The 23,194-nt window shown below is 33.7% G+C and carries 16 protein-coding genes; 14 read left to right on the top strand and 2 right to left on the bottom strand.

Going from position 1 to position 23,194, the window contains the following annotated elements; all coding sequences use genetic code 11:
* Window positions 1–4: 4 nt before the first annotated feature.
* The gene (locus tag BR43_RS14295) at window positions 5–397 is read left to right on the top strand and encodes a hypothetical protein (protein WP_034563102.1); all 393 of its coding nucleotides are present in this window, start codon (window positions 5–7) and stop codon (window positions 395–397) included.
* A 425-nt stretch (window positions 398–822) separates the two neighbouring features.
* On the opposite strand, the gene BR43_RS19990 is transcribed toward BR43_RS14295, so the two are convergent.
* Window positions 823–996 carry a helix-turn-helix domain-containing protein gene (locus BR43_RS19990; protein ID WP_245617871.1) on the bottom strand — a complete coding sequence of 58 codons (174 nt, stop codon included), beginning with the start codon at window positions 994–996 and terminating at the stop codon, window positions 823–825.
* A gap of 374 nt (window positions 997–1,370) precedes the next feature.
* Between BR43_RS19990 and BR43_RS14305 the strand changes: the two genes are divergently transcribed.
* From BR43_RS14305 to BR43_RS14365, 13 genes are all read left to right on the top strand, one after another.
* Window positions 1,371–1,691 carry a hypothetical protein gene (locus BR43_RS14305; protein ID WP_034563104.1) on the top strand — a complete coding sequence of 107 codons (321 nt, stop codon included), beginning with the start codon at window positions 1,371–1,373 and terminating at the stop codon, window positions 1,689–1,691.
* A 1-nt stretch (window position 1,692) separates the two neighbouring features.
* Window positions 1,693–2,292, top strand: coding sequence for a hypothetical protein (locus BR43_RS14310; protein WP_034563106.1), 600 nt, complete (start codon window positions 1,693–1,695; stop codon window positions 2,290–2,292).
* A gap of 311 nt (window positions 2,293–2,603) precedes the next feature.
* Window positions 2,604–3,251 carry a hypothetical protein gene (locus tag BR43_RS14315; protein ID WP_034563108.1) on the top strand — a complete coding sequence of 216 codons (648 nt, stop codon included), beginning with the start codon at window positions 2,604–2,606 and terminating at the stop codon, window positions 3,249–3,251.
* Window positions 3,252–3,752 carry a hypothetical protein gene (locus tag BR43_RS14320; protein ID WP_034563110.1) on the top strand — a complete coding sequence of 167 codons (501 nt, stop codon included), beginning with the start codon at window positions 3,252–3,254 and terminating at the stop codon, window positions 3,750–3,752. It abuts the gene before it with no gap.
* Window positions 3,753–3,870: 118 nt separating this feature from the next.
* Window positions 3,871–4,197, top strand: a complete 327-nt coding sequence (locus BR43_RS14325; RefSeq protein ID WP_051933980.1) for a DUF4274 domain-containing protein — start codon at window positions 3,871–3,873, stop codon at window positions 4,195–4,197.
* Window positions 4,198–4,628: 431 nt separating this feature from the next.
* Window positions 4,629–5,279 (top strand): bifunctional 4-hydroxy-2-oxoglutarate aldolase/2-dehydro-3-deoxy-phosphogluconate aldolase, encoded by a 651-nt coding sequence (locus BR43_RS14330; RefSeq protein WP_034563112.1) that lies wholly within the window; start codon window positions 4,629–4,631, stop codon window positions 5,277–5,279.
* 2 nt (window positions 5,280–5,281) lie between these two features.
* Window positions 5,282–6,301 carry a sugar kinase gene (locus BR43_RS14335; RefSeq protein WP_034563114.1) on the top strand — a complete coding sequence of 340 codons (1,020 nt, stop codon included), beginning with the start codon at window positions 5,282–5,284 and terminating at the stop codon, window positions 6,299–6,301.
* Between the two features lie 34 nt (window positions 6,302–6,335).
* On the top strand, window positions 6,336–7,166 hold the full coding sequence (kduI, locus tag BR43_RS14340; protein ID WP_051934061.1) for a 5-dehydro-4-deoxy-D-glucuronate isomerase: 831 nt from the start codon (window positions 6,336–6,338) through the stop codon (window positions 7,164–7,166).
* 54 nt (window positions 7,167–7,220) lie between these two features.
* Window positions 7,221–7,997 carry a 2-dehydro-3-deoxy-D-gluconate 5-dehydrogenase KduD gene (kduD, locus tag BR43_RS14345; RefSeq protein WP_034563116.1) on the top strand — a complete coding sequence of 259 codons (777 nt, stop codon included), beginning with the start codon at window positions 7,221–7,223 and terminating at the stop codon, window positions 7,995–7,997.
* 84 nt (window positions 7,998–8,081) lie between these two features.
* Entirely contained in the window at window positions 8,082–8,876 is a 795-nt protein-coding gene (locus tag BR43_RS14350; RefSeq protein WP_034563119.1) for a discoidin/SUN/FTP domain-containing protein, read from the top strand.
* A 300-nt stretch (window positions 8,877–9,176) separates the two neighbouring features.
* The gene (locus tag BR43_RS20355; RefSeq protein WP_051933981.1) at window positions 9,177–13,253 is read left to right on the top strand and encodes a bacterial Ig-like domain-containing protein; all 4,077 of its coding nucleotides are present in this window, start codon (window positions 9,177–9,179) and stop codon (window positions 13,251–13,253) included.
* A gap of 712 nt (window positions 13,254–13,965) precedes the next feature.
* Window positions 13,966–15,543, top strand: a complete 1,578-nt coding sequence (locus BR43_RS14360) for a hypothetical protein (protein ID WP_034563121.1) — start codon at window positions 13,966–13,968, stop codon at window positions 15,541–15,543.
* Window positions 15,544–15,886: 343 nt separating this feature from the next.
* The gene (locus tag BR43_RS14365) at window positions 15,887–21,937 is read left to right on the top strand and encodes a SpaA isopeptide-forming pilin-related protein (protein WP_051933982.1); all 6,051 of its coding nucleotides are present in this window, start codon (window positions 15,887–15,889) and stop codon (window positions 21,935–21,937) included.
* A 165-nt stretch (window positions 21,938–22,102) separates the two neighbouring features.
* Here the strand turns inward: BR43_RS14365 and BR43_RS14370 are convergent, their stop codons facing one another.
* Window positions 22,103–23,014, bottom strand: coding sequence for a LysR family transcriptional regulator (locus BR43_RS14370; RefSeq protein ID WP_034563123.1), 912 nt, complete (start codon window positions 23,012–23,014; stop codon window positions 22,103–22,105).
* Window positions 23,015–23,194: the final 180 nt, after the last annotated feature.

Genomic DNA, 23,194 nt, shown 5'->3' on the forward strand with positions numbered 1-23,194 from the left:
AATAATGAATATTCAATTGCTAGAGGAAGAAATAGAAAAAACCGAATATTGGGATATGACAATACTAGATGTTCAAATTAAATATTTCGGAGATGAAGTAGATATTTTTATAGAAGATGATGATAAAACCTGTTGGAAAATTAGTTTTATTTCTTGCTACAAAGTTGGCTATGAAACAGATGTGAATTGGAGAATGATACGTAATGTAAAAGATATGAAATGGAAACAGTTAGGATATTATGGACAAGATATCTCTTTAAAAAAGTATGAAGAAAATGAAAATTTTGTACACTGTTCCCTAGATTTGTCAATCATGTCCATGGAAATAATTTGTAAAGATATCTCTGTTGAAAAAATAGGCATGGAAGATGTTTCATTTTTTTGGGAAGAAAAATAAATTCTGAATACTAGGATAAATATTTAAACCATGCTATTTTGCAAGATTCTGAGGGTGAAATAAAAAAGGTTTGAAAGAACAAATTCAAATGCTAAAGCAAACGGTGGGCATGTCATGCTGAAAAAGCTCGAGGAACAAGTCAAGGTGCTAGCTATTTCGTGAGTTCCTCGGGCACTAACAAACAGACATGTCCAATAAAGAAAGTCAATAGCGACGTTAGGAGAGTTTAGCGGTCTATTGACTTTCTTTATAGTATTTTACGGATTAGAAGAGTTATTCTTATCCTTTTCTTTTTCTTTCGCTTCTTTTAGAAATTATTTTATGACAAATACCTTCATTGCTTCCATTTCGTCCTCTGTCATATTGAATTTCTCTTTTCCAGCTTCAAAAATAGTGTCCATGTTTTGCATTAATGAACTTGATAATTATTTTGCTTCTTCTTTACTTAAATTTTGTATATCCTCTTTGGAGGTATCCAAAAGATTAATATCTGAATTACCAAGAAGATAATCAACTGTGGTGTTCAGCTCTGTCGCAAGTTCTACAATCTTATCTAGTTCAAGCTCTCTCTTTCCGTTTTCCCAATTGGTATAAATCACTCTATTCAACCTTATATTTTCTTGCGATTCAACAAATCTACCTTACGAATAAGGGAGAGCCACGAAACATAGTGTATCGGGCTTATTTCGAGAGCAAGCTTTTAGAAGGAAAGACAAAAATCCAAGCATTAATTTGTATTATGCGGAAATTAATTCGTGTGATATATGTGATGATTAAGAAAAAAATAGTGTACCAATTGCCTAAAATTGAAGTAAAAGTCGCTAGTTAAGAAAAGTGTGCTAAACTGTTGGTATAAAAGCATTTTAGCACATTTATTCTAAAGCAGGTTTCCCGCCCCGAGAAAGCCAGTGGGGCTGATATTCCAAAGAACTCAAAAAATAGTGCCCAATATCAAAAGTATAAAAATGAGTTAATGAAAGGTGATATACTCGAAAACTCAAAACCTATTATATCTGGTTCTGATTTAAAAGACCCTAAGGTAGTTTCTGAACTTACTAAGGATAGAAGTTCCGTGTCAGACTGGGCGAAAATGGAGTCAACATATAGTTATGAAACGTCAATGGGGAAAGGAAAGATTCACTATTATCAGAATTTAAAAACTGGTAAAATTAGTTTTTATGATGTGAAAATGAAAGTACCCATTCCTAAAGACCTTAAAATTAGGAATGGGCTTACTGATGATTTTTGGATTATAGACTTAGATAATAATTTTATACCAAAGGGGGTTAGATAATATGATTGTAAAAGTAATTTCTAACAAAGCAAATAGAGATATTACTATTAATAAACTCTATCCAGTTCTTATAAAAAAAGAAAATGAAATTAGAATAGTTGATGATTTTGGAGGATTATCAATATATGAACTTAAAGATTTTCAGGTTTACAAAGAAAATATTAGTTCGTACATTAAAGATATGACTTCATTAGTTTATGAGTTAGTTGATTATCCCGCTTTTTTAGAAAATTATTATAATGACGACAAAAAAGCTAGAAATGATGTAGATAAGAGCCGATTAAACATCTTTAAAGAGGATTTAAATGAAGATGAGCTTATTGAATTAATTACATCAGAAGATTATTCAAGCTATGAAAAAATTATATTTATTGAAGTGGTAGAAAATAAAATAAATGACAATTCAGTCAAATTATTAGCTAAATATTTTCAAAATAATCACAATATAGAATCAGAAATGTTGTTGTCTATTTGTAAACTTCTATCTAAGTATAAAAACCAAGAAGTTTATGATTTATTTTTAAATTTTATTAGCGATGATACAATTAATAATAATTTTATGCAAAATATAATTATTGAGTATTTCAACAATTATAATTAAAAAAGGCACTTTACCATTTGATTGGAATCGAGCGGTAAAGCCTTGACTTAGTAAGAATGCACTCACTAATCAAGTTGCCAATAGCGAACAAAAGCTAGCTGTATTCATTGTAAAAAAACTCATGATTTAAAAAGAAACGATTCAACTTTATCGTTTCTTTTTCTACTCTTATAGCTCAATTTATAGCCCCTAGAAAGACAAGGCTGCTCCAACAAGAGTCGGGTATCGGATGCACGTATGAAGAATATGAAGCGTTAGCCTTTGCGAGTACAGCCTTTGAGTATACATCTTTCAATGAGAAGAAAACAAATTTGGTAGTCAATACCGTGGTAAATGGAGCGGTATTGGCCATCGGAGCGGCATTGCCATGGAAGATAGCGATGGTATTAGGCTTGGTATCAGGCAGTGTGAACAGTTATGAAGCAATCTCAGGAAACACAATTGGTGGCCGAGAGTTAAGCGGAAAAGAACGCATTATGCGTGGAGTATTTGGTGCATTGGATCTTGCACTAGCAGGGTATAGTGGTGTGAAAGGGTTTAGGAATAGAGGGAGTAAGGTTCCTGAAGTTCTTGAGAAAGCTAGTGGGGCTGGAAAACTAAAAAATCCAGAGATAGGAAATAAACTTGACTATCTTTTCGGAAAAGCCAAGGGAAATAAACACAACATTCAAAGGTCACAAACTATGCAAAGTGAGTTAAGTAAGATTGGTATTTATGATACGCCAAGTAGCAGAGAACTTTTGAATAATCATTTGAAAAATGTAGTGAATGATTCTTCAAATATTTTAAAAATAGAATCTAGGAGCTATATAGCTAAGGAGTTACCTGGTACACCAACAGTAAATTATACAGCTACTGTAAGAGAGAGCTTTTTAAAAGGTCCTAACGGAGGCGTAAAAATAGAATCTGTTTGGGATGGAGATAGACTACTAACGATAATTGTTAAAGGTGGGAAATAAATGAATTCTTTTGAGAAAAAATCTTATGAATCAGCGGTTGAACTAGAACAAAGCTTAGATGAAAATTCTTTTTTATTCAGTGAAGAAATTTCTGAAAGTAACAAATTCATAAAATTTAGTAATAATTTGGTTGACATAGGATTTATTTACTATGATGTAGGTTTGGAGCCCCAGATAAAGTTGTTAACTTTATCAAATAATATATTCGTAGGAATAAACAGCATTTATGCTTGTCTAGACTATACCACTAAGACTGTATTGTTTGAAGAAAAATTGCCTTCTCTGTTATATGAAATAATGATAGATTCAGATTCTAAATATATTGTATTCATTTGTGAATTAGATGTATTTGTTTATGAAAATGGCGGTTCTTTATTATGGAGTATGGGATTTAGAAATGTAATCGAAGATTACTACTTAGAGGGAACAGAATCCATTGTTATTGAATGTGATGATGGTGATAAAACAACATTTTCTCTAGAGTCAGGAAGGGCAGAATAAAAAGCACATGCCCCAATAAAGAAAGTCAATAGCGACGTTAGGAGAGCTTAGCGGTCTATTGACTTTCTTTATAGTGTTTTACGGATTAGAAGAGTCATTTATAACTTAATTTCCAGATGTGGATAACTATAATTGGAATGACGGATTTGAAATTCCTAAAGAAGTAATTGAGAATGAAATTTGTGATTTAAGTACGGCGTTGTTAACTTTTTATTTAGCTGACGGATACAGACTATTAGAAGACAGAAATTCCTTTGGAAATAAAGATTTACCTCAATGGGGAGCATTTATTAAGGATTTATTTGATCGTATTCAATCGAATAAATTTAATGAAAGTAGAATAAAATATAAGCCGGAATTAAACAAAGTACAAAAATATAAACTCATGAAGTCAAATCCTGATGTACTCTCTGTTTTTTTGAAGGTATTGATGGAGAGTTGGTAGATACTAATGTTGAATAAAGGAAATAAAATCGAACAATTCTACAGAAAAGTTAGCAGTAGCTATAGAAAAAATAGTTTTTGATTCATTCGGAGCAAAGATTATTAATGTATCTAAAGAGGTATATATTTCTTTAGTCGATAACAGTTTAAAAAATAAATATGACAACTAGAGACAATCGTTCAAACTTAGTTTTTTTCATTGAAATAAGTCGAATCACAGCTATCTATAAAAGCTAGTTATCTTATAGAGATAGCTGTTTTTTTTGTTTTTAATTTCTTTATAGGAAATCATTGATCCTATAAAGAAATTTTTTCTTGAAATATGACTTTTTCACTTGAATAATTTAATGGCTAATGTATAATAAGGGTGTGAAGTTTCTTAATAGAAAATGATATTTCCTATTTGGAAATAAAAGAATGAGGAGGTTGAAAATGAAAAAAGTTGAAATCTTAAATAAATTAGAAAAAAGTGGTGTCATCGCAGTATTGAGAGCGGATTCAAAAGAAGACGCTTTGAAAATCAGTCATGCGGTAGTTGCTGGTGGGATGACAGGTTTAGAATTAACATTTACTGTGCCTGATGCAGACCAAGTGATTCGTGAACTAAAGGCTGCTTATCAAACTCGTTCAGATGTTGTGATTGGAGCAGGTACGGTGCTAGATGTGACAACAGCACGTTTAGCAATTTTAGCTGGTGCAGAATATATTGTTAGCCCGTGTTTTGATCAAGATACAGCAGAACTTTGTAATTTGTATCAAATCCCATACTTACCAGGTTGCATGAGCATTACAGAAATTAAAACAGCTATGAAATCTGGTGTCGATATTGTTAAGCTATTCCCTGGAAGTGCTTTTGGACCAAGTTTCATTGGTGCGATAAAAGCTCCGTTGCCACATGCGAATATCATGCCAACAGGTGGAGTAAGTATTGATAATATGGATGAATGGCTAAATGCGGGGTGTGTTGCAGTTGGAGTAGGAGGCAATTTGTTAGCGCCAGCCAAAACAGGCAATTATGGTAGGATTTCTGAATTAGCGAAAGAATATATGGATAAGTTAGCTGAAATCAGAAAGGACGCTTAGTTATGAGTAAAATCTTAACTTTAGGGGAAATTATGCTGCGTTTAGCAACAGATACCGGTATTCGTCTAGATCATACACAGCAATTTATGGCTCACTATGGTGGTGGCGAGGCGAATGTTGCGATTAGTTTGGCTAATTATGGTCATGAAGTGAAATATGCGAGTAAGGTACCTAGTAATCCTCTAGGAAATGCAGTTAAGAAGCATCTACAAAGTTATGGAGTCTTAGTGGATTCTTTAATCATGGGTGGAGAACGCTTAGGTATGTATTATCTAGAAAGTGGCTGTGGTGAAAGAGGTGCCGCTGTTGTTTATGACCGTGCCTATTCAAGCTTTGCAACAATGAAAGAGTTAGAATGGAATTTCGATCAACTTTTTGCGGACGTTGAGCTGATTCATTTATCTGGAATTACACCAGCCTTATCAAAAAATTGGCAAAAAATGATCTTGGAACTTTTAAAAGAAGCAAAAAAACGTTCTATTAAAATCAGCTTTGATATGAATTATCGTGGCAAATTATGGACAGTCCTAGCAGCTAAACAAACTTTTAAAGAAATCTTACCATACGTAGATTATTGTTCAGCTGGCAAGTTAGATGCACTAAATTTTATGGATATTCCAGAAAATGAAAGCGCACTAAACTTAGAGTCAGCCGCTGATATGGCTTATTATTATCAAGCAATGAACGCTAAATATCCAAACATTCAAGTGTTTTATTCAACTTTACGGGAAGTCTACTCAGCTAGCCACAACACACTTCAAGGAACTGTTTGGAATCAAGGTGAGCTTGTAACTTCAAAAATTCATGAAATCAATCCAATTGTGGATCGTGTTGGTGGTGGGGATGCATTTGCTGGTGGGATTTTACATGGCTTACTAGTGAAAATGAAGTTGAATGAGATGGTTGATTTTGCTACAGCTGCTTCAGCATTAAAGCATACGATACATGGTGATTGTAATCAATTTTCAATTGCTGAGGTGAAAGCTTTTGTCGCAGCAGAGTCAGGGAAAATTGTTCGATAAACTAATAGAAATAGGGAGCGATTAAGCAATGAAAATGGAAACAAGGTACACACACAGTCCAGAGGACATTCGTCATTATTCAACAGAAGAATTAAGAAGAGAGTTTTTAGTTGAAAAAATCTTTACACCGGGTGAAGTTCAGTTAACGTATACTCACAATGACCGTATGATTTTTGGTGGGGTAACGCCAACAGATCAACCACTATCCATTGAATTATCAACAGAATTAGGCGTAACTTATTTCTTAGAAAGACGCGAATTAGGTGTGATTAACATTGGTGGACCAGGAGCAATCCAAATAGAAGGTGTGACTGAGTCAATGAAAAAACAAGACGGCTACTATATTGGTAAAGAAACAAAGGACATTCAGTTTACATCAGAAGATCCTAAAAATCCTGCCAAATTCTACTGTGTTTCAGTACCCGCTCATCATAAATACCCAAATGTAAAAATTAGTATTGATTCAATTACACCGATGGAAACAGGCGAGTCAGGTACACTAAACAAACGTAAAATCTATCAATATGTTCATCCTAATGTTTGTGAAAGTTGTCAATTACAAATGGGCTACACTGTTTTAGAGCCAGGTAGCTCTTGGAACACAATGCCTTGTCATACACATGAACGCCGTATGGAGACGTATTTATACTTTGATATGAAACCTGAAACACGTGTGTTCCACTTTATGGGCAAACCAGATGAAACTAAACATCTAGTGATTGGAAATGAACAAGGAGCAATCTCACCTAGTTGGTCAATCCATACAGGCGTTGCGACAAGCGATTATACTTTTATTTGGGCAATGTGTGGCGAGAATATCACGTATGATGATATGGATATGGTACCAATGAGTGAATTAAAATAAGCAACTAGTATTAGTGAATGAAAATAAAAATAACATTATATAGGAGGAATTGGAATGAGTTTAGATAGTTTTAAAATGAATCTTTTTAGTCTTGAAGGGAAAGCAGCAATCGTAACAGGTGGGAATACTGGTTTAGGACAAGGGTATGCAGTGGCATTAGCAGAAGCTGGAGCAGACTTATTTATTCCAACATTTGATAATAATTGGGATGAAACACGAGCGTTAATCGAAAGTAAAGGTCGCCGTGCTGAATTTATTCAATTAGATTTAACAAAAGAAGATTCGCCTAAAAAAGTTGTGGATGCCTGTTTAGCAGCTTATGGTAAAATTGATATCTTAATCAACAATGCTGGAACAATTCGTCGTGCACCGTTATTGGAATACAAAGCGGAAGACTGGAATGCCGTAATGAATATTAATCTAAATGCGGTTTATTTCTTAAGTCAAGAAGTTGCTAAAGTTATGGTAAAACAAGAAAGTGGAAAAATCATCAATATTGCCTCAATGCTTTCATTCCAAGGTGGAAAATTCGTACCGCCTTATACAGCTAGTAAACATGGGGTTGCTGGGATTACGAAAGCATTTGCGAATGAATTAAGTGTGCATAATGTTCAAGTGAATGCCATTGCACCTGGATATATTAAAACAGCAAATACAGAACCAATTCGTCAAGATCCAGCACGTAATAAAGAAATTCTAGATCGTATTCCAGCAGGTCGTTGGGCAGATCCCGAAGATTTGATGGGAACAGCAGTCTTCTTAGCAAGTAAAGCGTCTGACTATGTGACAGGACACATTCTTGCAGTTGATGGCGGTTGGTTAGTTAGATAATTAGGTAAATGATAGCTGAACTCAATTCTTAGTTGGGTTCAGTTTTTTAGTGAAAAAATGTAAGCAAATGAAAGAGGGACAATCATGTCAAAAATGACGTTAGCACTTTTAAATCAAAACAATGAGATTCAAAAAAGCCGAACAGCCGAAGAAACCGTTTATTTAGATTATCTAGCTGACTATCAAGCAGGTGATAAATTACGTTTAACAATTGAAGTGCCAAATGCCTATTATATGGTTCAACTGGATGAAACGTTAAATCCATCTTTACTTTATTTAACTGGTACAACATGGGACTATGAAATTCCAACAAGCGAAGAAGCGGTTCGTGCTTATTCTCCAAAAGCCTTTATAGGTAAAAAGCATTATAGTACAGCAAGAGTAGCAACAGAAGCAGAAATTACAGCATATCAAAACTTAGCGTTAAATCCACATGATCAAAAGCAAGAAAGTGGTGCTTACCCGCATGCAGTCGCTAATGTCGAAACACGGAATGACTCGACTTTCTTTGCACGAAATGCGATTGACGGAGTTATGGCGAATCAGAATCATGGATCATATCCATATCAATCGTGGGGAATTAATCAACAAGCAGATGCCTTGATCCGAATCGACTTTGGACGTAATGTTAAAATTGATCAAGTTGCACTAGTTTTACGTGGTGATTATCCTCATGATAGTTATTGGACTGAAGTTAAATTAGAGTTTTCGGATAATTCTAATGAAACTCTTAATTTGGATAAGGTTTTGGACCATCAATTTTTTAATTTTAATCCGCGTATAATTCAATGGGTGGAATTAAAAGAATTAAAAAAAGCAGAAGATGAATCGCCTTTCCCAGCTTTAACACAGATCAAAGTTTTCGGTATAAATGGCTGATTAACACTAGTTTAACCTTTCTTGTTTGATCAATAAGAAAGGTTTTTATAATGGGCAATTTCTATGTTTATGTTTTTTAAAAAAATGTATATATAAATAAAAACTTATGTTAGAATAAGATTAAAGTTGGTTTTTTGTGTTATTTTTAATCATTTTAATGTTATTATAATCTTAGTTGGAAGCCTTTTATTAGACAAAGTTATTTTGGGGATTATTGTTATTGATTGTTCAAAGATGAACAAAAATTGATAGCTAGAATTGCTAGAGTCAAAAAGGTTTTATATTTTAGGAGGATGATTAATGAAGAAAATGGCAGTAGTATTTTTGATTGGGAATTTGATGTATATGAGTGCAGCACCTGCAATCGTAAGCGCAGAACCACTAGTTTCTGACACGAGTGCAGTGACAGACTCATCTGTAGTTTCAGAGGATAGTAGCTCTGAAATGGTCGATTCATCAAGTGAAGAACCACAAAAAAATGAAGTTGATAAGAGTGAAGAATTAACAAATTCGGATGAAAATAAAATCACAAGCGAAACACCTAGCATTGAGGATAGTTCAGAAGCTGTCAAAGATTCTAGTGAGGTGGTTGATTCTGAAGTGAAACCAGCAAGTAGTGTGGAAAGCGCTGTTAAACCAGAATCAAGCAGCGATGTGAATACAGCTGCAGATGTGTCACCGAAATTAGTTGATACTGGGGTTGCTGGAACAAGTAATTGGCACTATTCACCAGTAGATAAAACCTTATCTATTGGTGCGGGAACATTAACAGGCGATGAATTTAAAAATATTTATGAAGAAACGAGACCAAATGTACTTGAAAAGGTTATCTTTGAAGGGCCGGTTAATTTAACAGGAAGTGCTGAAAAATTATTTTGGGATTTAGGTTCAAAGGTCTCAGAAATTCAAAATTTATCTTATTTAAATACTTCACAAGTTACGAACATGGCGTATATGTTTGCAAATATGAGAGATTTAATAAGCTTGGATGTGAGTCAGTTTGATACGTCGCAAGTCACAGATATGGCACACATGTTTATGAATGTGGGTAAAGTAGAAAGTTTAGATGTGAGTCATTTTAATACCTCAAAAGTGACGAATATGAAAGAAATGTTTTATGAAATGAGAGCGTTAAATCAGTTAGATGTGAGTCGTTTTGATACAAGTAAGGTGACGAATATGAATGGTATGTTTTACTCAGGGTTGAGCTCATTAATTACTCAGTTAGATGTGAGTCATTTTGATACGTCGCAAGTGACGGATATGGAATTGATGTTCAAAGGTTTAGGAAATGTCTCTTCTTTGGATTTGAGTAACTTTGATACTAGCAAAGTTACAACTATGCGTGCAATGTTTACTACGATGAAGAGTATTGAAAGCTTAGATCTGAGTTCTTTTGATACAAGTAATGTGACCAGTTTTGAAATGATGTTTTATTCGATGAATAAATTAACAGATTTAGATGTGAGTAGTTTTAACACAAGTAAAGCTACTAATACCGCTACTATGTTTGCAATTACCGAGGCTTTGTATAAGTTAGATGTGAGTTCTTTTGATACAACAAATGTAACCACACAAAAAGGTATGTTTTCTAGTGCAGCGGTACATGAGCTGACTCTTGGAACTAACTTTCACTTTTTAGGTACGGAATCAGAACTATGGGAAGCTAATAGTGGTCGTAGTAATAGCGATTATACAGGACTCTGGATAAATCTTGGTTCTGGAACGCTTCTTGATCCAAAAGGTTCAGCATTAACAGCTGAAAGCTTGATGCAAACGTATGATGGAACAACAATGGCAGATACCTATATTTGGGAAAGAAATAAAGTTGAATTAAATGCACATGATTCAGAAATTTATGTAGGAGATACTTGGAATCCAGTCGATAACTTCGATAATGCTATTGATAAAGATGGAAACCCCGTTGATTTCAAAGATGTAACAGTAACAGGAACCGTAGATACAACCAAAGCAGGAACTTACAAACTTACGTATAGTTACGATGGCGTAAGTAAGGCAATCACCGTAATCGTAAAAGCCAGACAAACAGCAGTGAATGCTCATGATTCAGAAATGTACGTGGGAGATAGCTGGACACCTCAAGACAACTTCGATAATGCCGTAGATAAAGATGGAAATCCTGTTGATTTCAAAGATGTAACTGTGACAGGAACCGTTGATACCACAAAAGCCGGAACATACAAAATCACCTATAGTTATGATGGAGTAAGTAAAGAAATCACCGTAACCGTGAAAGCCATCCAAACAGCAGTAACCGCTCATAATTCAGAAATATATGTAGGGGATAAATGGACACCTCAAGACAACTTCGATAACGCCGTAGACAAAGATGGAAACCCCGTTGACTTCAAAGATGTTAAAGTAACAGGAGCTGTTGATACAACCAAAGCAGGAACTTACAAAATTATCTATAGTTATGATGGAGTAAGTATAGAAATCACCGTAACTGTAAAGGATCATGGACCAGTACATGTAGTGGCACCACTTATTAATCAGCCTTATGCTGGCGATACGGTCATTACTGGAACTCTAGCTACTAAAGGAACAGCAGCAGACGGAACAGAAACAAGAATTACCTACAATGGAACGGCTGCTTGGATTACAATTAATGGGAAAATGTATAACAATGTTGTTGCTTATACAGTTGATAGTAATCAACGTTTTAGTTTAACTTTACCAAATAGTATTGTGCTAAAAGCTGGAGATGAAATTCGGGCATTTGCTATTCCAGGGATAATTGATGAACCGAATAAATTTGGGCAAGTCAAATATGATTTAGGTCAAGCGGATGCAAAAACCATCCAAACTGCAGTCAATGCCCATAATTCAGAAATGTATGTAGGGGGCAAATGGAAATCAGAAGATAATTTTGATAACGCCGTAGATAAAGATGGAAAACCAATTGGCTTTAAAGATGTTAAAGTAACAGGAACTGTTGATACAACCAAAGCCGGAACTTACAAAATCACGTATAGTTATGATGGAGCTACAAAAGAAATCATCGTAACCGTAAAAACCATCCAAACTGCAGTCAATGCCCATAATTCAGAAATGTATGTAGGGGGCAAATGGACACCTCAAGACAACTTCGATAACGCCGTAGACAAAGATGGAAACCCCGTTGACTTCAAAGATGTTAAAGTAACAGGAACTGTTGATACAACTAAAGCCGGAACTTACAAAATCACGTATAGTTATGATGGAGCTACAAAAGAAATCACCGTAACCGTAAAAACCATCCAAACTGCAGTCAATGCCCATAATTCAGAAATGTATGTAGGGGACAAGTGGAAATCAGAAGATAATTTTGATAACGCCGTTGATAAAGATGGAAAATCAATTGACTTTAAAAACGTAACAGTAACCGGAACTGTTGATACAACCAAAGCCGGAACTTACAAAATCACGTATAGCTATGATGGAGCTACAAAAGAAATCACCGTAACCGTAAAAACCATCCAAACCGCAGTCAATGCCCATAATTCAGAAATGTATGTAGGGGACAAGTGGAAATCAGAAGATAATTTTGATAACGCAGTAGACAAAGATGGAAAATCAATTGACTTTAAAAATGTAACAGTAACCGGAACTGTTGATACAACCAAAGCCGGAACTTACAAAATCACGTATAGTTATGATGGAGCTACAGAAGAAATCACCGTAACCGTAAAAACCATCCAAACTGCAGTCAATGCCCATAATTCAGAAATGTATGTAGGGGACAAGTGGAAATCAGAAGATAATTTTGATAACGCCGTAGATAAAGATGGAAAACCAATTGGCTTTAAAGACGTAACAGTAACAGGAACCGTTGATACAACCAAAGCTGGAACTTACAAAATCACGTATAGTTATGATGGAGCTACAAAAGAAATCACCGTAACCGTAAAAACAGTAGCTCATAAAATTGTGATTAATGCTCATGACTTAACTATTTACGAGGGAGATTCTTGGATAAACTCAGATGATTTTGACAATGCCGTTGATGAAAATGGAAATCCCGTTGAGTTTGAAAAAATTACAGTAACCGGAACTGTTGATACAACCAAAGCAGGAGCTTACAAAATTATCTATAGCTATCATGGCGTAAGTAAAGAAATTACAGTAACCGTGAAAGCCAAAGCAATCAGTAAGCCGAATCCTAGTGAACCAGGAGACACTAATAGTTCATCAAATAACAACAATTCAGGAACAAATACTGGTTCAACAAACGAAAATAATCAATCAAAAGAAGAAATCGCAACTTTCCCGCAAACTGGAGAGCAAGTTGGACTTAATCCACTTCTCTTAGGAATTGCATTTGTTGGAATAGCAACAGCTTTCTTAATAAAAAGAAAAAATAAATTTAGTAAATAAGAATAGAAACAAAGAAGAGCAGAGTTTTTTATCTGCTCTTTTTAATATGAATGAAAGAGGAACCATTCAGACTTTGTGATTTGTTACTAGTTCAACCTAAAATTTTTAATAAACTGTTATTTTAATAGATTTTAGTTTGGAAATACTGTACAAGGTTGGTTACAAAACTATCCAATCCAGATTATTTAATATAGATTATGAAGGTTAAAACGAAAAAAAGGATTTAGGTCTTACCAGAACCAAAAGGCGGAGAAGGTAAACCAGAATTAGGTGAGAGTGAACGGTTACGTATAAGCGTATCAACAAGTAATCGTGGAAATTAGTCCAATTGTTGACTTGATATTGACATTAGAACAAGCCGTAACCTAGGCAGGCACTAATCGAAAATCTTCAGCCGAAAGGACTTTGACTTTACTAGAATTAAGTATCAATAAATAACGATATAAATCATATGTTTAAGCTGTAACACTACAGAATTATAGTGTTTTTTTTGTCACGTTATGGGGTTAAAATAGATAGAAATTAAGCTTGTAAATGGATGCATTTATGGGTATATTAAGATGAGCTAAGAAAATTAGAGCTAAAAAGTGAACTTTTTTCAATTAGATAGATATTGTATACTAGATAGGTAGGAGAACCCTTAATAATAAGATTATTTTAATTAGTAGAATAGAAATACGGATACAAAGTATTAAATGAGATGAGGGTCCCGATGGAGATAAATTTTAAACTATTTAAACAAGATAAGTTCAATCGTGATGAATTTGGGTCTAGAGTGGTCTATTATAAAAAATATTTTTTAATCAATGAATTACGTAGCTTAGGATTGAAATTAACAGGAAAAACAGGAGAAAAATTTAGTAATCAGGAACATCTACCTGAATGGTTTTTATACCCAGAATCGTTAATTAAACAAATAATTATTGAGTTTACAGATTTTGAAGAAGAGACAGTAATCAATGAAGCAATAAACAAATACTTATCATCTTTTGAAAAGAGACATCCTACAATTACTGTATATGAGATTTTTCAAATATCTTTGCCACAAAAAATTCTATTAGGAATGAACTTTTTTATAAACTTTACTTACAATTCAGAACATAGCTTTGAACAAGTTGATTTTATTGAATCCTTGAAATCAATTGGTTTTTCAGAAAGAGATACGGTCTTTGATTGGAAAAAAAGTGAATCTCAGCGACTACTTCAATTAATAAAAAATTCTGATTTGTCAGAAACTATTCAGTTATCAGAAGGCGTCTATGAGAAACAGCCAGAACAACAAAAAATCACTAAAGAAATAGCAGAAATAAAGTCAGCAAACAAACAAGAAGTAGAAAAGCAGGCAGAAAAAACGTTTGCTAAAGTTCAGACCTTGATGGAACAATTGGATCAGAAATTAGCAGAAGTAGCATTAGAGTTAGTTCAACAGCATTCGCCGAATGAGGCAATGATCAAATCCTATCAAGTAATAGAAGATCAAATAAAGCAATTAAAAGAAGTACTTCCTAAAATACTTGTGAAATTTAAAAACTTAAGTCACAAGGCACAAGAATTCATTTTATTAGAAGATAAGATGAACAAACTTGAAAAACAAAGTTATACTCTTAAAGAAACATTGAAGAAATCTCAGCTACCTGTTTCAGAGAGTGAAGATAAAAGTCTGACTGATTCTAATCAAGTAGATGGATTAAATCAGAAAGTAGAATATCTTGAGATTCAGAATTTTAGATTAAAACAGAAAACAAAACAATTAGAAGTAAAAATAATCAGTGAGAAACGTCAACGAGATAAGCGGATTAGACAATTAAAAATGGATCAAAGTAAACTTCAACAAGAAAATCAACTTCTTCAAGAAAAGTTAATGTTACAAGAGGAACAGCCTATCGATTCGCCAGAATCTCTATTCAATAGTGGTAGAATCCGAAGCGTAGATAAGTATAAAGGTTCGCATAAAATGTCTGTCAAAGAGTATAAAAATATGATTAGAACGATTAACTACTTAGAATATACGTGGTCGATTTATCAAAAATATACAGAAAAACTAGATACAAAAACTAGTGATGTCGATTTAAAGATTATTATGAAAAAAATTAAAAAAGAAAAAATTCAACAATTTGTCTATAATCATACATTAAATGACATAACACCAAGAGTAACGATTAAAAAAGTACCCTTACGTGGCAAAGCAATTGTGGTTATCTCAAATAAAGATTTTCGATTGTGTTGTATGATGGAAGAACAATATCATCTAATGCAAACGGCTGTTCGTTATATCCAAAAAATGAATTAACCATTTTCGCCATCCACCAAGAATGAGTGCATTCATTCTTGGTGGATTTTGTTCTATATCAATTAATAATTGATATTTATTGTATAGAAAAATTAATTTAATTTTATTTATTTATGGATTTTTAAAACGATTTAATAACGTTTATATATTGGTTAGGAAATTACTTATAAGAGCTTTGGTTGCGTTTTATAAGCATTTGTTCAATGTTGTTTAAATTAGTAGTTTGTTAAAAATAACTAAGAATTAAAAAAAGAAAGATTAAAAATCACAGTATTTTGTTTTCGTTTTTTCATTTTCTTATATTATGATAGGAAAATACTTAATTTTAAGGGAGCAGAAAATGATGAAAAAAAAATGGAACATTATGGCGTTAATAATTTTGTTACTGCAGACATTTACACCAGTTATTGGTGTAGCACAAGCAGCAGAAGTAAATAAAGGATTTTATTTAACAGATGTGGAAGTTAATAGAAGTGAATTGAAAAATTCAACTGAAGTAAATCTAAACATAATTGGTAACGCTCAAACGTCTAAGGCAGAGACAACAATTTTGACGGTTTCAAGCAATATAGCCTTAACTAAGACTAGTGGGACAGTAGTGAATGAAAAGAAGCAGCAAGTGGGTACCTATCAACAAGAGCAACAACAAATTATTGTTAAGCTAGATGCTGAACTAACAGAAACGGCTTCTCTCGCTATTACGGGAAAAGTAGTTGGTGATGAAAAAGATTCTCAAACGGTTACGATTACTTCTGGAACATCGAGTGTGACAAAAGAAATACCTGCTCAAACTACCGAAGAAGCAACAAAGCCAGATTCTAGTATAGATACAACGATAGATTCAAGTGCTACAAAAGATTCAACAACTCCAACAAAGCCTGATAAACAAGTCGTTGCTGGAACTGCAACAACGAAGCGTGATCCGATTAATATTGGTAATCTTTTGCCATCAAAAGATGGACAAACCTCTTTGATTACTGGAATGGAAGTTTTAGGAAAAGATGGAAAGCCTATTACATCAGGAAGTATTGGGGATTATTTTAAATTCAATATGGATATGGTAATTCCAGAAGATATTCGTGAGAAATTACAAAATGGTGATTATTTTGAATTTCAATTGCCAGATCAAATCAATATTACTCAAAATCAAAACTTTACCTTAACTGATGAAAATGGTGAGCCATATGCGACTGTGTCTATCACAACAGATGGTAAAGTAGTCATCACATTTAATGAAAAGATTACACAAGAATCAGATGTAAGTGGAAACTTTAATTTTGATGGTCAATTTGATAAAGACAGTATTACTGGACCAGGAGATATACATGTGGATACCCCATTTGTAGATAAACAACCAGGAATTGATATTACAATTAAGCCAGAAGTGGATAGTAGCGTTGATAAAGAAGGTGCTTTTGATAAAACGCCTAATCCTGGAAAAGTTATTTGGAATGTTGATGTTAATAAAGCGATGGATGAGATTACCAATGCTACCGTTACAGAGAACTTTCCTGATGGATTAACCTTTGATAGTGTGAAAATTTATACAGTTGATGTTGATTTTGAAGGAAAGGTTATTCCAGGATCAGAAAAATTAGTTGATCCTAGTGACTATACAGTTGATGCCAAAGGGAATGTGACGTTTAAAAATAAAATTGACGGAGCCTATCGTTTAACTTATGAGTCAACAATTGATGAAGATAAGAAGCCGGGAGCTGACGGTGGAAAAGTAAAATTTGAAAATAAAGTGAACTTTGATGGAGATGAGATTAACTCAATTCCAGCTAGTTCAACAGTAACAGCTGATTACAAAAAAGCCTTAGAAAAAGGGCAAGTAGGTTATGATCCTGAAAATCAAACTTTTGATTGGACGATTAAATATAATTACAATGAAGCGAATATTAAAGAATCACAAGCAACAGTTACCGATACAATCAATAGCAACATGAACTTAGAAGATGGTTCAGTTGTGTTGAATAAAGTTACTTTTGATGCAAAAGGAAATCCGATAGAAGGTGCACCGTTAGTTGAAGGACAAGATTATATTTTAGTGCCTAAAGCTGATGGAAAAGGGTTTGACATTCAATTTATTGGTGATGTCGATTATGCTATTACTATTCATTACACAACTAAAGTGGATGAAGAAATTGATGAAGATACAGACTTTAGCAATACGGTTGAAGATGGAAGTGGCAATAAAGATACAGAAGAAGGACATGCAAAGCAACAAGGAGTTGTGAAAGATGTCAATCATGTGGATCAGAATGCTAAGATCATTGAATGGGTCATTGAAGTTAATAAAAACAACTATGAAATGCAAAATTGGAGTTTAACTGATCAATTAGGTGATGGCTTAACGTTATTAAATGCTCCATTTGTTATTGAGGATTTAACAACTGGAAAATCATTAAAAAAAGATATCGATTATACTTTAGACTACGATGCAACAACCAATCGTTTTAAAATCGTCTTTCTTAATAGCTATCTAGTAACATCAGATACATTTAAAATTCACTATCAAACTCGATATGATATTGATAGTCTGCCAGCGGGTAGTTCATTTGTGAATACAGCAAACTCAGATTGGATTAGTACGACGGATAATACTCATAAAAATCCAGGAGACACAGCTGATTTTAAGCCAAATGAAGAAAGCAATAATAATGGATTTAAATCCGGTGACTACAATGCTGTTGATAAAAAAATTACTTGGACATTAGGTGTAAATTATAACCGTGTTCCGTTAAAAGATGCATTTATCACAGATCCAATAACCGGAAATCAAAAATTTGTACCTGGTAGTGTAAAAGTATTCCACTATCAAATTACTTCAGACGGAAAATACATTAAAGGTGCGGAAGTAACAGGCGCTGAATTAGATGGTTTTGAAATTCTGGAACCAAACTTTGCTAATAATAATGTTTTAAGTATTCATTTACCAGATGGCCCTTCAACAAGTCAGTATATGTTTGAATATCAGACTTCTTTAGAAGGACAAGTCATTAATGATTCGGCAACCTATACAAATACTGCCAAAACAACAAATGTTGATAGTCCAGATTATAGTGTTACCGGAGAAGTTAGTGTTGCTCATGGTGGAAACTTAGCTGAAAAATCAGGAGCTCAAGATGAAAATGGTTTTGTTAATTGGAGTGTGAATGTCAATCCAAGTCAATCTACAATTAGTGATGTAGTAGTCCATGACAATCCTTCAACCAATCAAGTAGTTGATGAAAAATCGATTATTGTGTATGAAACAACAGTTGCAAAAGATGGTACGATTACTAAAGGAGCTCCATTAGATCCAAGTAAATATCACGTTGTCTTAACTACTGATAATGAAACAGGATTACAACATTTACAAGTAGCCTTTGATGGTGTCATAACAACTAGTTATGTTCTTGAATATCGTTCAATGATTTTTCTTGATAGCGGCAATACTGGCACAGTTAATAACGAATTAACCGTAACTGGTAAAAATCATGGTGAAGTAACGGGTGGTGATAACACGGATGTGACGGTGAATGTATCAGATGGTGGCGGAATTATTTTTGGGACAAAAGGCAGTTTAACTATTCGCAAAACAAACGATAGCCAAAAAGCTTTAGTAGGTGCCAAATTTGAACTTTGGGATGCCAAAAATGTTCTTAAATTAAGAGAAGGTCAAGTCGATGCCAGTGGTCAATTGATTTTTGGCGCGTTGCCTTATGGAACGTATAGTTTGAAAGAAGTTCAAGCACCAATCGGTTATACCATTCCAGATGATTTGGTAACAGGTCGTGAAGTCACTGTAACCAAAGAAAGCTCACTATCAGGTGCCATGACAAATATTATGGATCCAGAGTCGGCAGTTACTTTAGTTAAAAAATCTGAATCAGGTGCTTTACTAGCAGGAGCAACATTTAAATTAGAGCTATTAATTGGAACTGTTTGGACACCCGTTCGGACAGCAGAAAAATTTATCACAGATAGCAAAGGTCGCTTAATTGTGAAAGGATTAGATGTAGGGCACTATCGCTTTACAGAAACAAAAGCACCTTTAACTCCAAAAGAATATATCTTAAATACAGTTCCAGTTGAGTTTGATGTAACACGGAACGCAAATGGTCAAATTATTCCTGTAACCGTTGGACCATTTATTAACTATCTAGGTAGTGCTGTTTTTGAAAAACAAGATGCTAAAGGCAACCCTTTAGCTGGCGCAGAATTTACAGTTAAACGAATGAAAGATGGTTCAGGCAATAACGTAAATGAAACCATTGCTACTAAGGTGAAATCTGATGCGACTGGGAAAGTTAATTTGAAAGATTTAGCTCCTGGTGTTTATGAAGTTACGGAAACAAAAGCCCCAACAGGTTATCTGCTAAATACTAGTAAACTAACCTTTACAATTGTTCAACAAGCTAGTGGTCCTGTTGCAACGATTGATGCTGGAATCTTTAAGAATTATCAAGGAAGTATTCAATTTACGAAGAAAAATGAAGCTAAAAAGACTTTAGCTGGCGCCATTTTTGAAGTTCAAGATAAAGCGGGTAAAGTGATTCAAACCAACTTAGTCAGTGATAGCAAAGGGATTGTAAAAGTAACAGATTTAGCTCCGGGAGAGTACAATTTAGTTGAAATTAAAGCCCCAACAGGCTATCTTTTAAATACTCACAAAACAGCCTTTACAATTGGCAAAGAAGCAAATGGTCAACCAAACCCAGTTCAATTAGTTGATCAAATTAATTACCAAGGTAGCGTTGTATTAACAAAAATCAATAGTAGCTACGATCCTTTAGAAGGTGCGGAATTTACCTTATATGACGAAAATAATCAAGTTGTTGGTGTTTATACCTCCGCTAAAGATGGGAAAATTAATATCAATGATTTAGCTCCGGGTGATTACAAATTAATCGAAACTAAAGCACCATTACAACCAAATGGCAAACCATATATTCAAAATAGCTATCCAATTACATTTACAATTGGAACAAAAGCAGATGGAAGACCGAAACAACTAGATTTAGGTTACTACCAAAACTTCCATGGAAAATTAGTCTTAACTAAGAAAGATGGTGAGGGTGGAGCTGCTTTAGCTGGTGCAGTCTTTAATCTATATCGTCTAGGAACTACTGATCCAATTGCAACAATTGCGACAGACAAAAATGGTTATTTAGATTATGGGAAATTAGCAGCAGGTTCTTATAAACTTGTAGAAATCAAAGCTCCAGCAGGTTATGTTATTAATACAAATCCAGTTTATTTTGTTGTGAGTCAAAGTGAAACAGGAAATACAGAGGATAAATTTACCTTTAAAAACTTCCAATCGGCAATTGAATTCAATAAGGTTAATGAAGCTACGCAACCTTTAAAAGGTGCAGAATTTAAAATTATCCAAAAAACAGATGCAGCAGGAACCGTTGTAAACCAAACAATTGTTGAAAACTTAGTTGCAGATAAAGATGGTAAATACCGTTATAAAGGTTTGGAAGAAGGTACGTATGAATTAATCGAAACCAAAGCAGCTACGGGTTATATGTTAAATACAACACCATATGAATTTAATGTTGAACCTAGTATGAATAAAGCTCCAATTAAATTATTAGCTAATTTCATTAATTATCGTGGTGCCATTAGTTTTAATAAAACCGATGAAAAGGGCAAAGGCTTAGCTGGCGCAGAATTTAAATTATTTACTAAAAAAGGTGAAGCTGTAAAAGATGTAAAAGGTAAGGAAATTACAGCAACATCTAATAAAGATGGAAAAGTCAGTCTAGATCATTTAATGCCTGGTGAGTATGTCTTAAAAGAAACGAAAGCCCCAACAGGATATTTGCTAAATGAAGCTGAAATTGTGTTTACTATTCAAGCAAGTAATGCAGGAAAACCAACAATCAATCAATTACCAGATTTTATAAACTATCAAGGATCTGCTAAATTAATAAAAGTTGATGCAGATAATCAACAAAAAGTATTAAGCAATGCGGTTTTTGAATTAGTCGATGAAAAAGGGAAAATAGTTTATCAAGGTTTAAAAACCAATAACTTAGGTGAATTTACAGTTGAACGATTAGCTCCTGGGAAATATCATTTTATTGAAACAGAAGCACCAACAGATTATCAGTTAAGTAAGACTTCCTATGAGGTGGTTATCCCTGATAAAGCAAACCAAAAGCCTGAATTGATTACAATAATGGCAACAAATAAACATGTTGAACCAAGTATCCCGAAGGTTCCCCAAGTTCCGAATGTACCAAATGTTCCAAATACACCAAATACACCAGATACACCAAATAAAACCTATCCACAAACAGGTGAGCAAATGAACAATACACTTTGGATGGGATTACTATTACTAGGATTAAGTAGTTTGGTTAGATTTAAACTAAAACCAAAGAAAACGAATAATTAAAGTTGAAAATGGTTAAGGCTTTTGCTGCCTTAATCATTTTTTATTGATTATTTCCCAGGAAATAATCGTTTAATTTAATGAATTGATTTTATTTTCAAAGAAGTTTAGATCTATGTTATCAAGAAAAAAACAACTTTCAGCGTTATAGATCTGAAAGTTGTTTTTTTAAATTCGTTTTCCAGTTGCTAAGAAATTTTGTTGTCCATAGTCTACAATAAAATCTCTAAAAATGCGGGTTGCTGGAGAAAGATAGTGATTCTTTAAAGTAGCCACATAAATATAACGTTGATAGCTAGGATTCGTGATGTGAATAATCTTCACATCATAATAATCTAAAGCTGAGATTCTTGGAAGTATTCCGATACCATGACCAAAAGCAACAAAACCTGCCATTGTATGATCCTCTTCGACTTCACAAACAATTTTTGGCACAACATTCACTTCGGCTAACATAGCATCAATAGTTGGACGAATCCCACTTTTTTTATTAAACGAGATAAAGGGATAAGCGGCTGTATCCGCTAAATCAATGCTGTCCAAGGTTGCTAAGGGATGATTCAAAGGAACAATTAAAACAATTTCTTCTTCCGCAATAGGTTCAAAATGAATTTGATTATCAGGCGTAATCATAGAACATAACGCAATATCCGTTTTTTCCGTTTTTAAATTATGCAAAATATTTTTGGTATTTCCTTGATAAAAAGAAAAAGAAATCTTTTTATGAGCTTCTACCTGTTTAAATTCTTGCAAAAGCAAAGGAGCAAAATAGGGACCTAGCGTATAAATAAAGGCTAAATCAATCTGGCCTTCATCAGGACTCACAAGCTCCTTCAAAGCTTTTTCCCCCTGCTCTAATTCATTTAACGAACGTTCGACATAACTTAAAAAGAATTCACCATACTTAGTTAGCCGGATATTTCGTCCAGTTTTTTCAAATAAAAAGGCGCCTAACTCTTTTTCTAATTCAGTCATAGAATGACTTAAACTAGGTTGAGTAATTGATAAAAGCTCTGCCGCTTGGGTCATATGTTCTGTTTTAGCTAAGGTTTTAAAGTAATAAAGTTGTTTTAAATTCATACTACGCATCCTTTCGTTTGTTTATCCATAGTTTTATTCTATCAATAAATACAAAAATATGCATTAGATTTATGCTAATTTTCGTATTATACTGAAATTGTGAAAAAGAGAACAAGAGAATTTGTGAATTATATTGTAAAAATAATCACAAACGACAGTAGATAAAGAAATGAGACGGAG

The organism is Carnobacterium gallinarum DSM 4847 (assembly GCF_000744375.1).
Taxonomy (GTDB): domain Bacteria; phylum Bacillota; class Bacilli; order Lactobacillales; family Carnobacteriaceae; genus Carnobacterium; species Carnobacterium gallinarum.

Bases quoted from the DNA above. Each gene is read 5' to 3' on its own strand.
- BR43_RS14295 (WP_034563102.1), top strand. From the start codon at position 5: ATGAATATTCAATTGCTAGAGGAAGAAATAGAAAAAACCGAATATTGG.
- BR43_RS14305 (WP_034563104.1), top strand. From the start codon at position 1,371: ATGAAAGGTGATATACTCGAAAACTCAAAACCTATTATATCTGGTTCT.
- BR43_RS14310 (WP_034563106.1), top strand. From the start codon at position 1,693: ATGATTGTAAAAGTAATTTCTAACAAAGCAAATAGAGATATTACTATT.
- BR43_RS14320 (WP_034563110.1), top strand. From the start codon at position 3,252: ATGAATTCTTTTGAGAAAAAATCTTATGAATCAGCGGTTGAACTAGAA.
- BR43_RS14330 (WP_034563112.1), top strand. From the start codon at position 4,629: ATGAAAAAAGTTGAAATCTTAAATAAATTAGAAAAAAGTGGTGTCATC.
- BR43_RS14335 (WP_034563114.1), top strand. From the start codon at position 5,282: ATGAGTAAAATCTTAACTTTAGGGGAAATTATGCTGCGTTTAGCAACA.
- kduI (WP_051934061.1), top strand. From the start codon at position 6,336: ATGGAAACAAGGTACACACACAGTCCAGAGGACATTCGTCATTATTCA.
- kduD (WP_034563116.1), top strand. From the start codon at position 7,221: ATGAGTTTAGATAGTTTTAAAATGAATCTTTTTAGTCTTGAAGGGAAA.
- BR43_RS14350 (WP_034563119.1), top strand. From the start codon at position 8,082: ATGTCAAAAATGACGTTAGCACTTTTAAATCAAAACAATGAGATTCAA.
- BR43_RS20355 (WP_051933981.1), top strand. From the start codon at position 9,177: ATGAAGAAAATGGCAGTAGTATTTTTGATTGGGAATTTGATGTATATG.
- BR43_RS14360 (WP_034563121.1), top strand. From the start codon at position 13,966: ATGGAGATAAATTTTAAACTATTTAAACAAGATAAGTTCAATCGTGAT.
- BR43_RS14365 (WP_051933982.1), top strand. From the start codon at position 15,887: ATGAAAAAAAAATGGAACATTATGGCGTTAATAATTTTGTTACTGCAG.
- BR43_RS14370 (WP_034563123.1), bottom strand. From the start codon at position 23,014: ATGAATTTAAAACAACTTTATTACTTTAAAACCTTAGCTAAAACAGAA.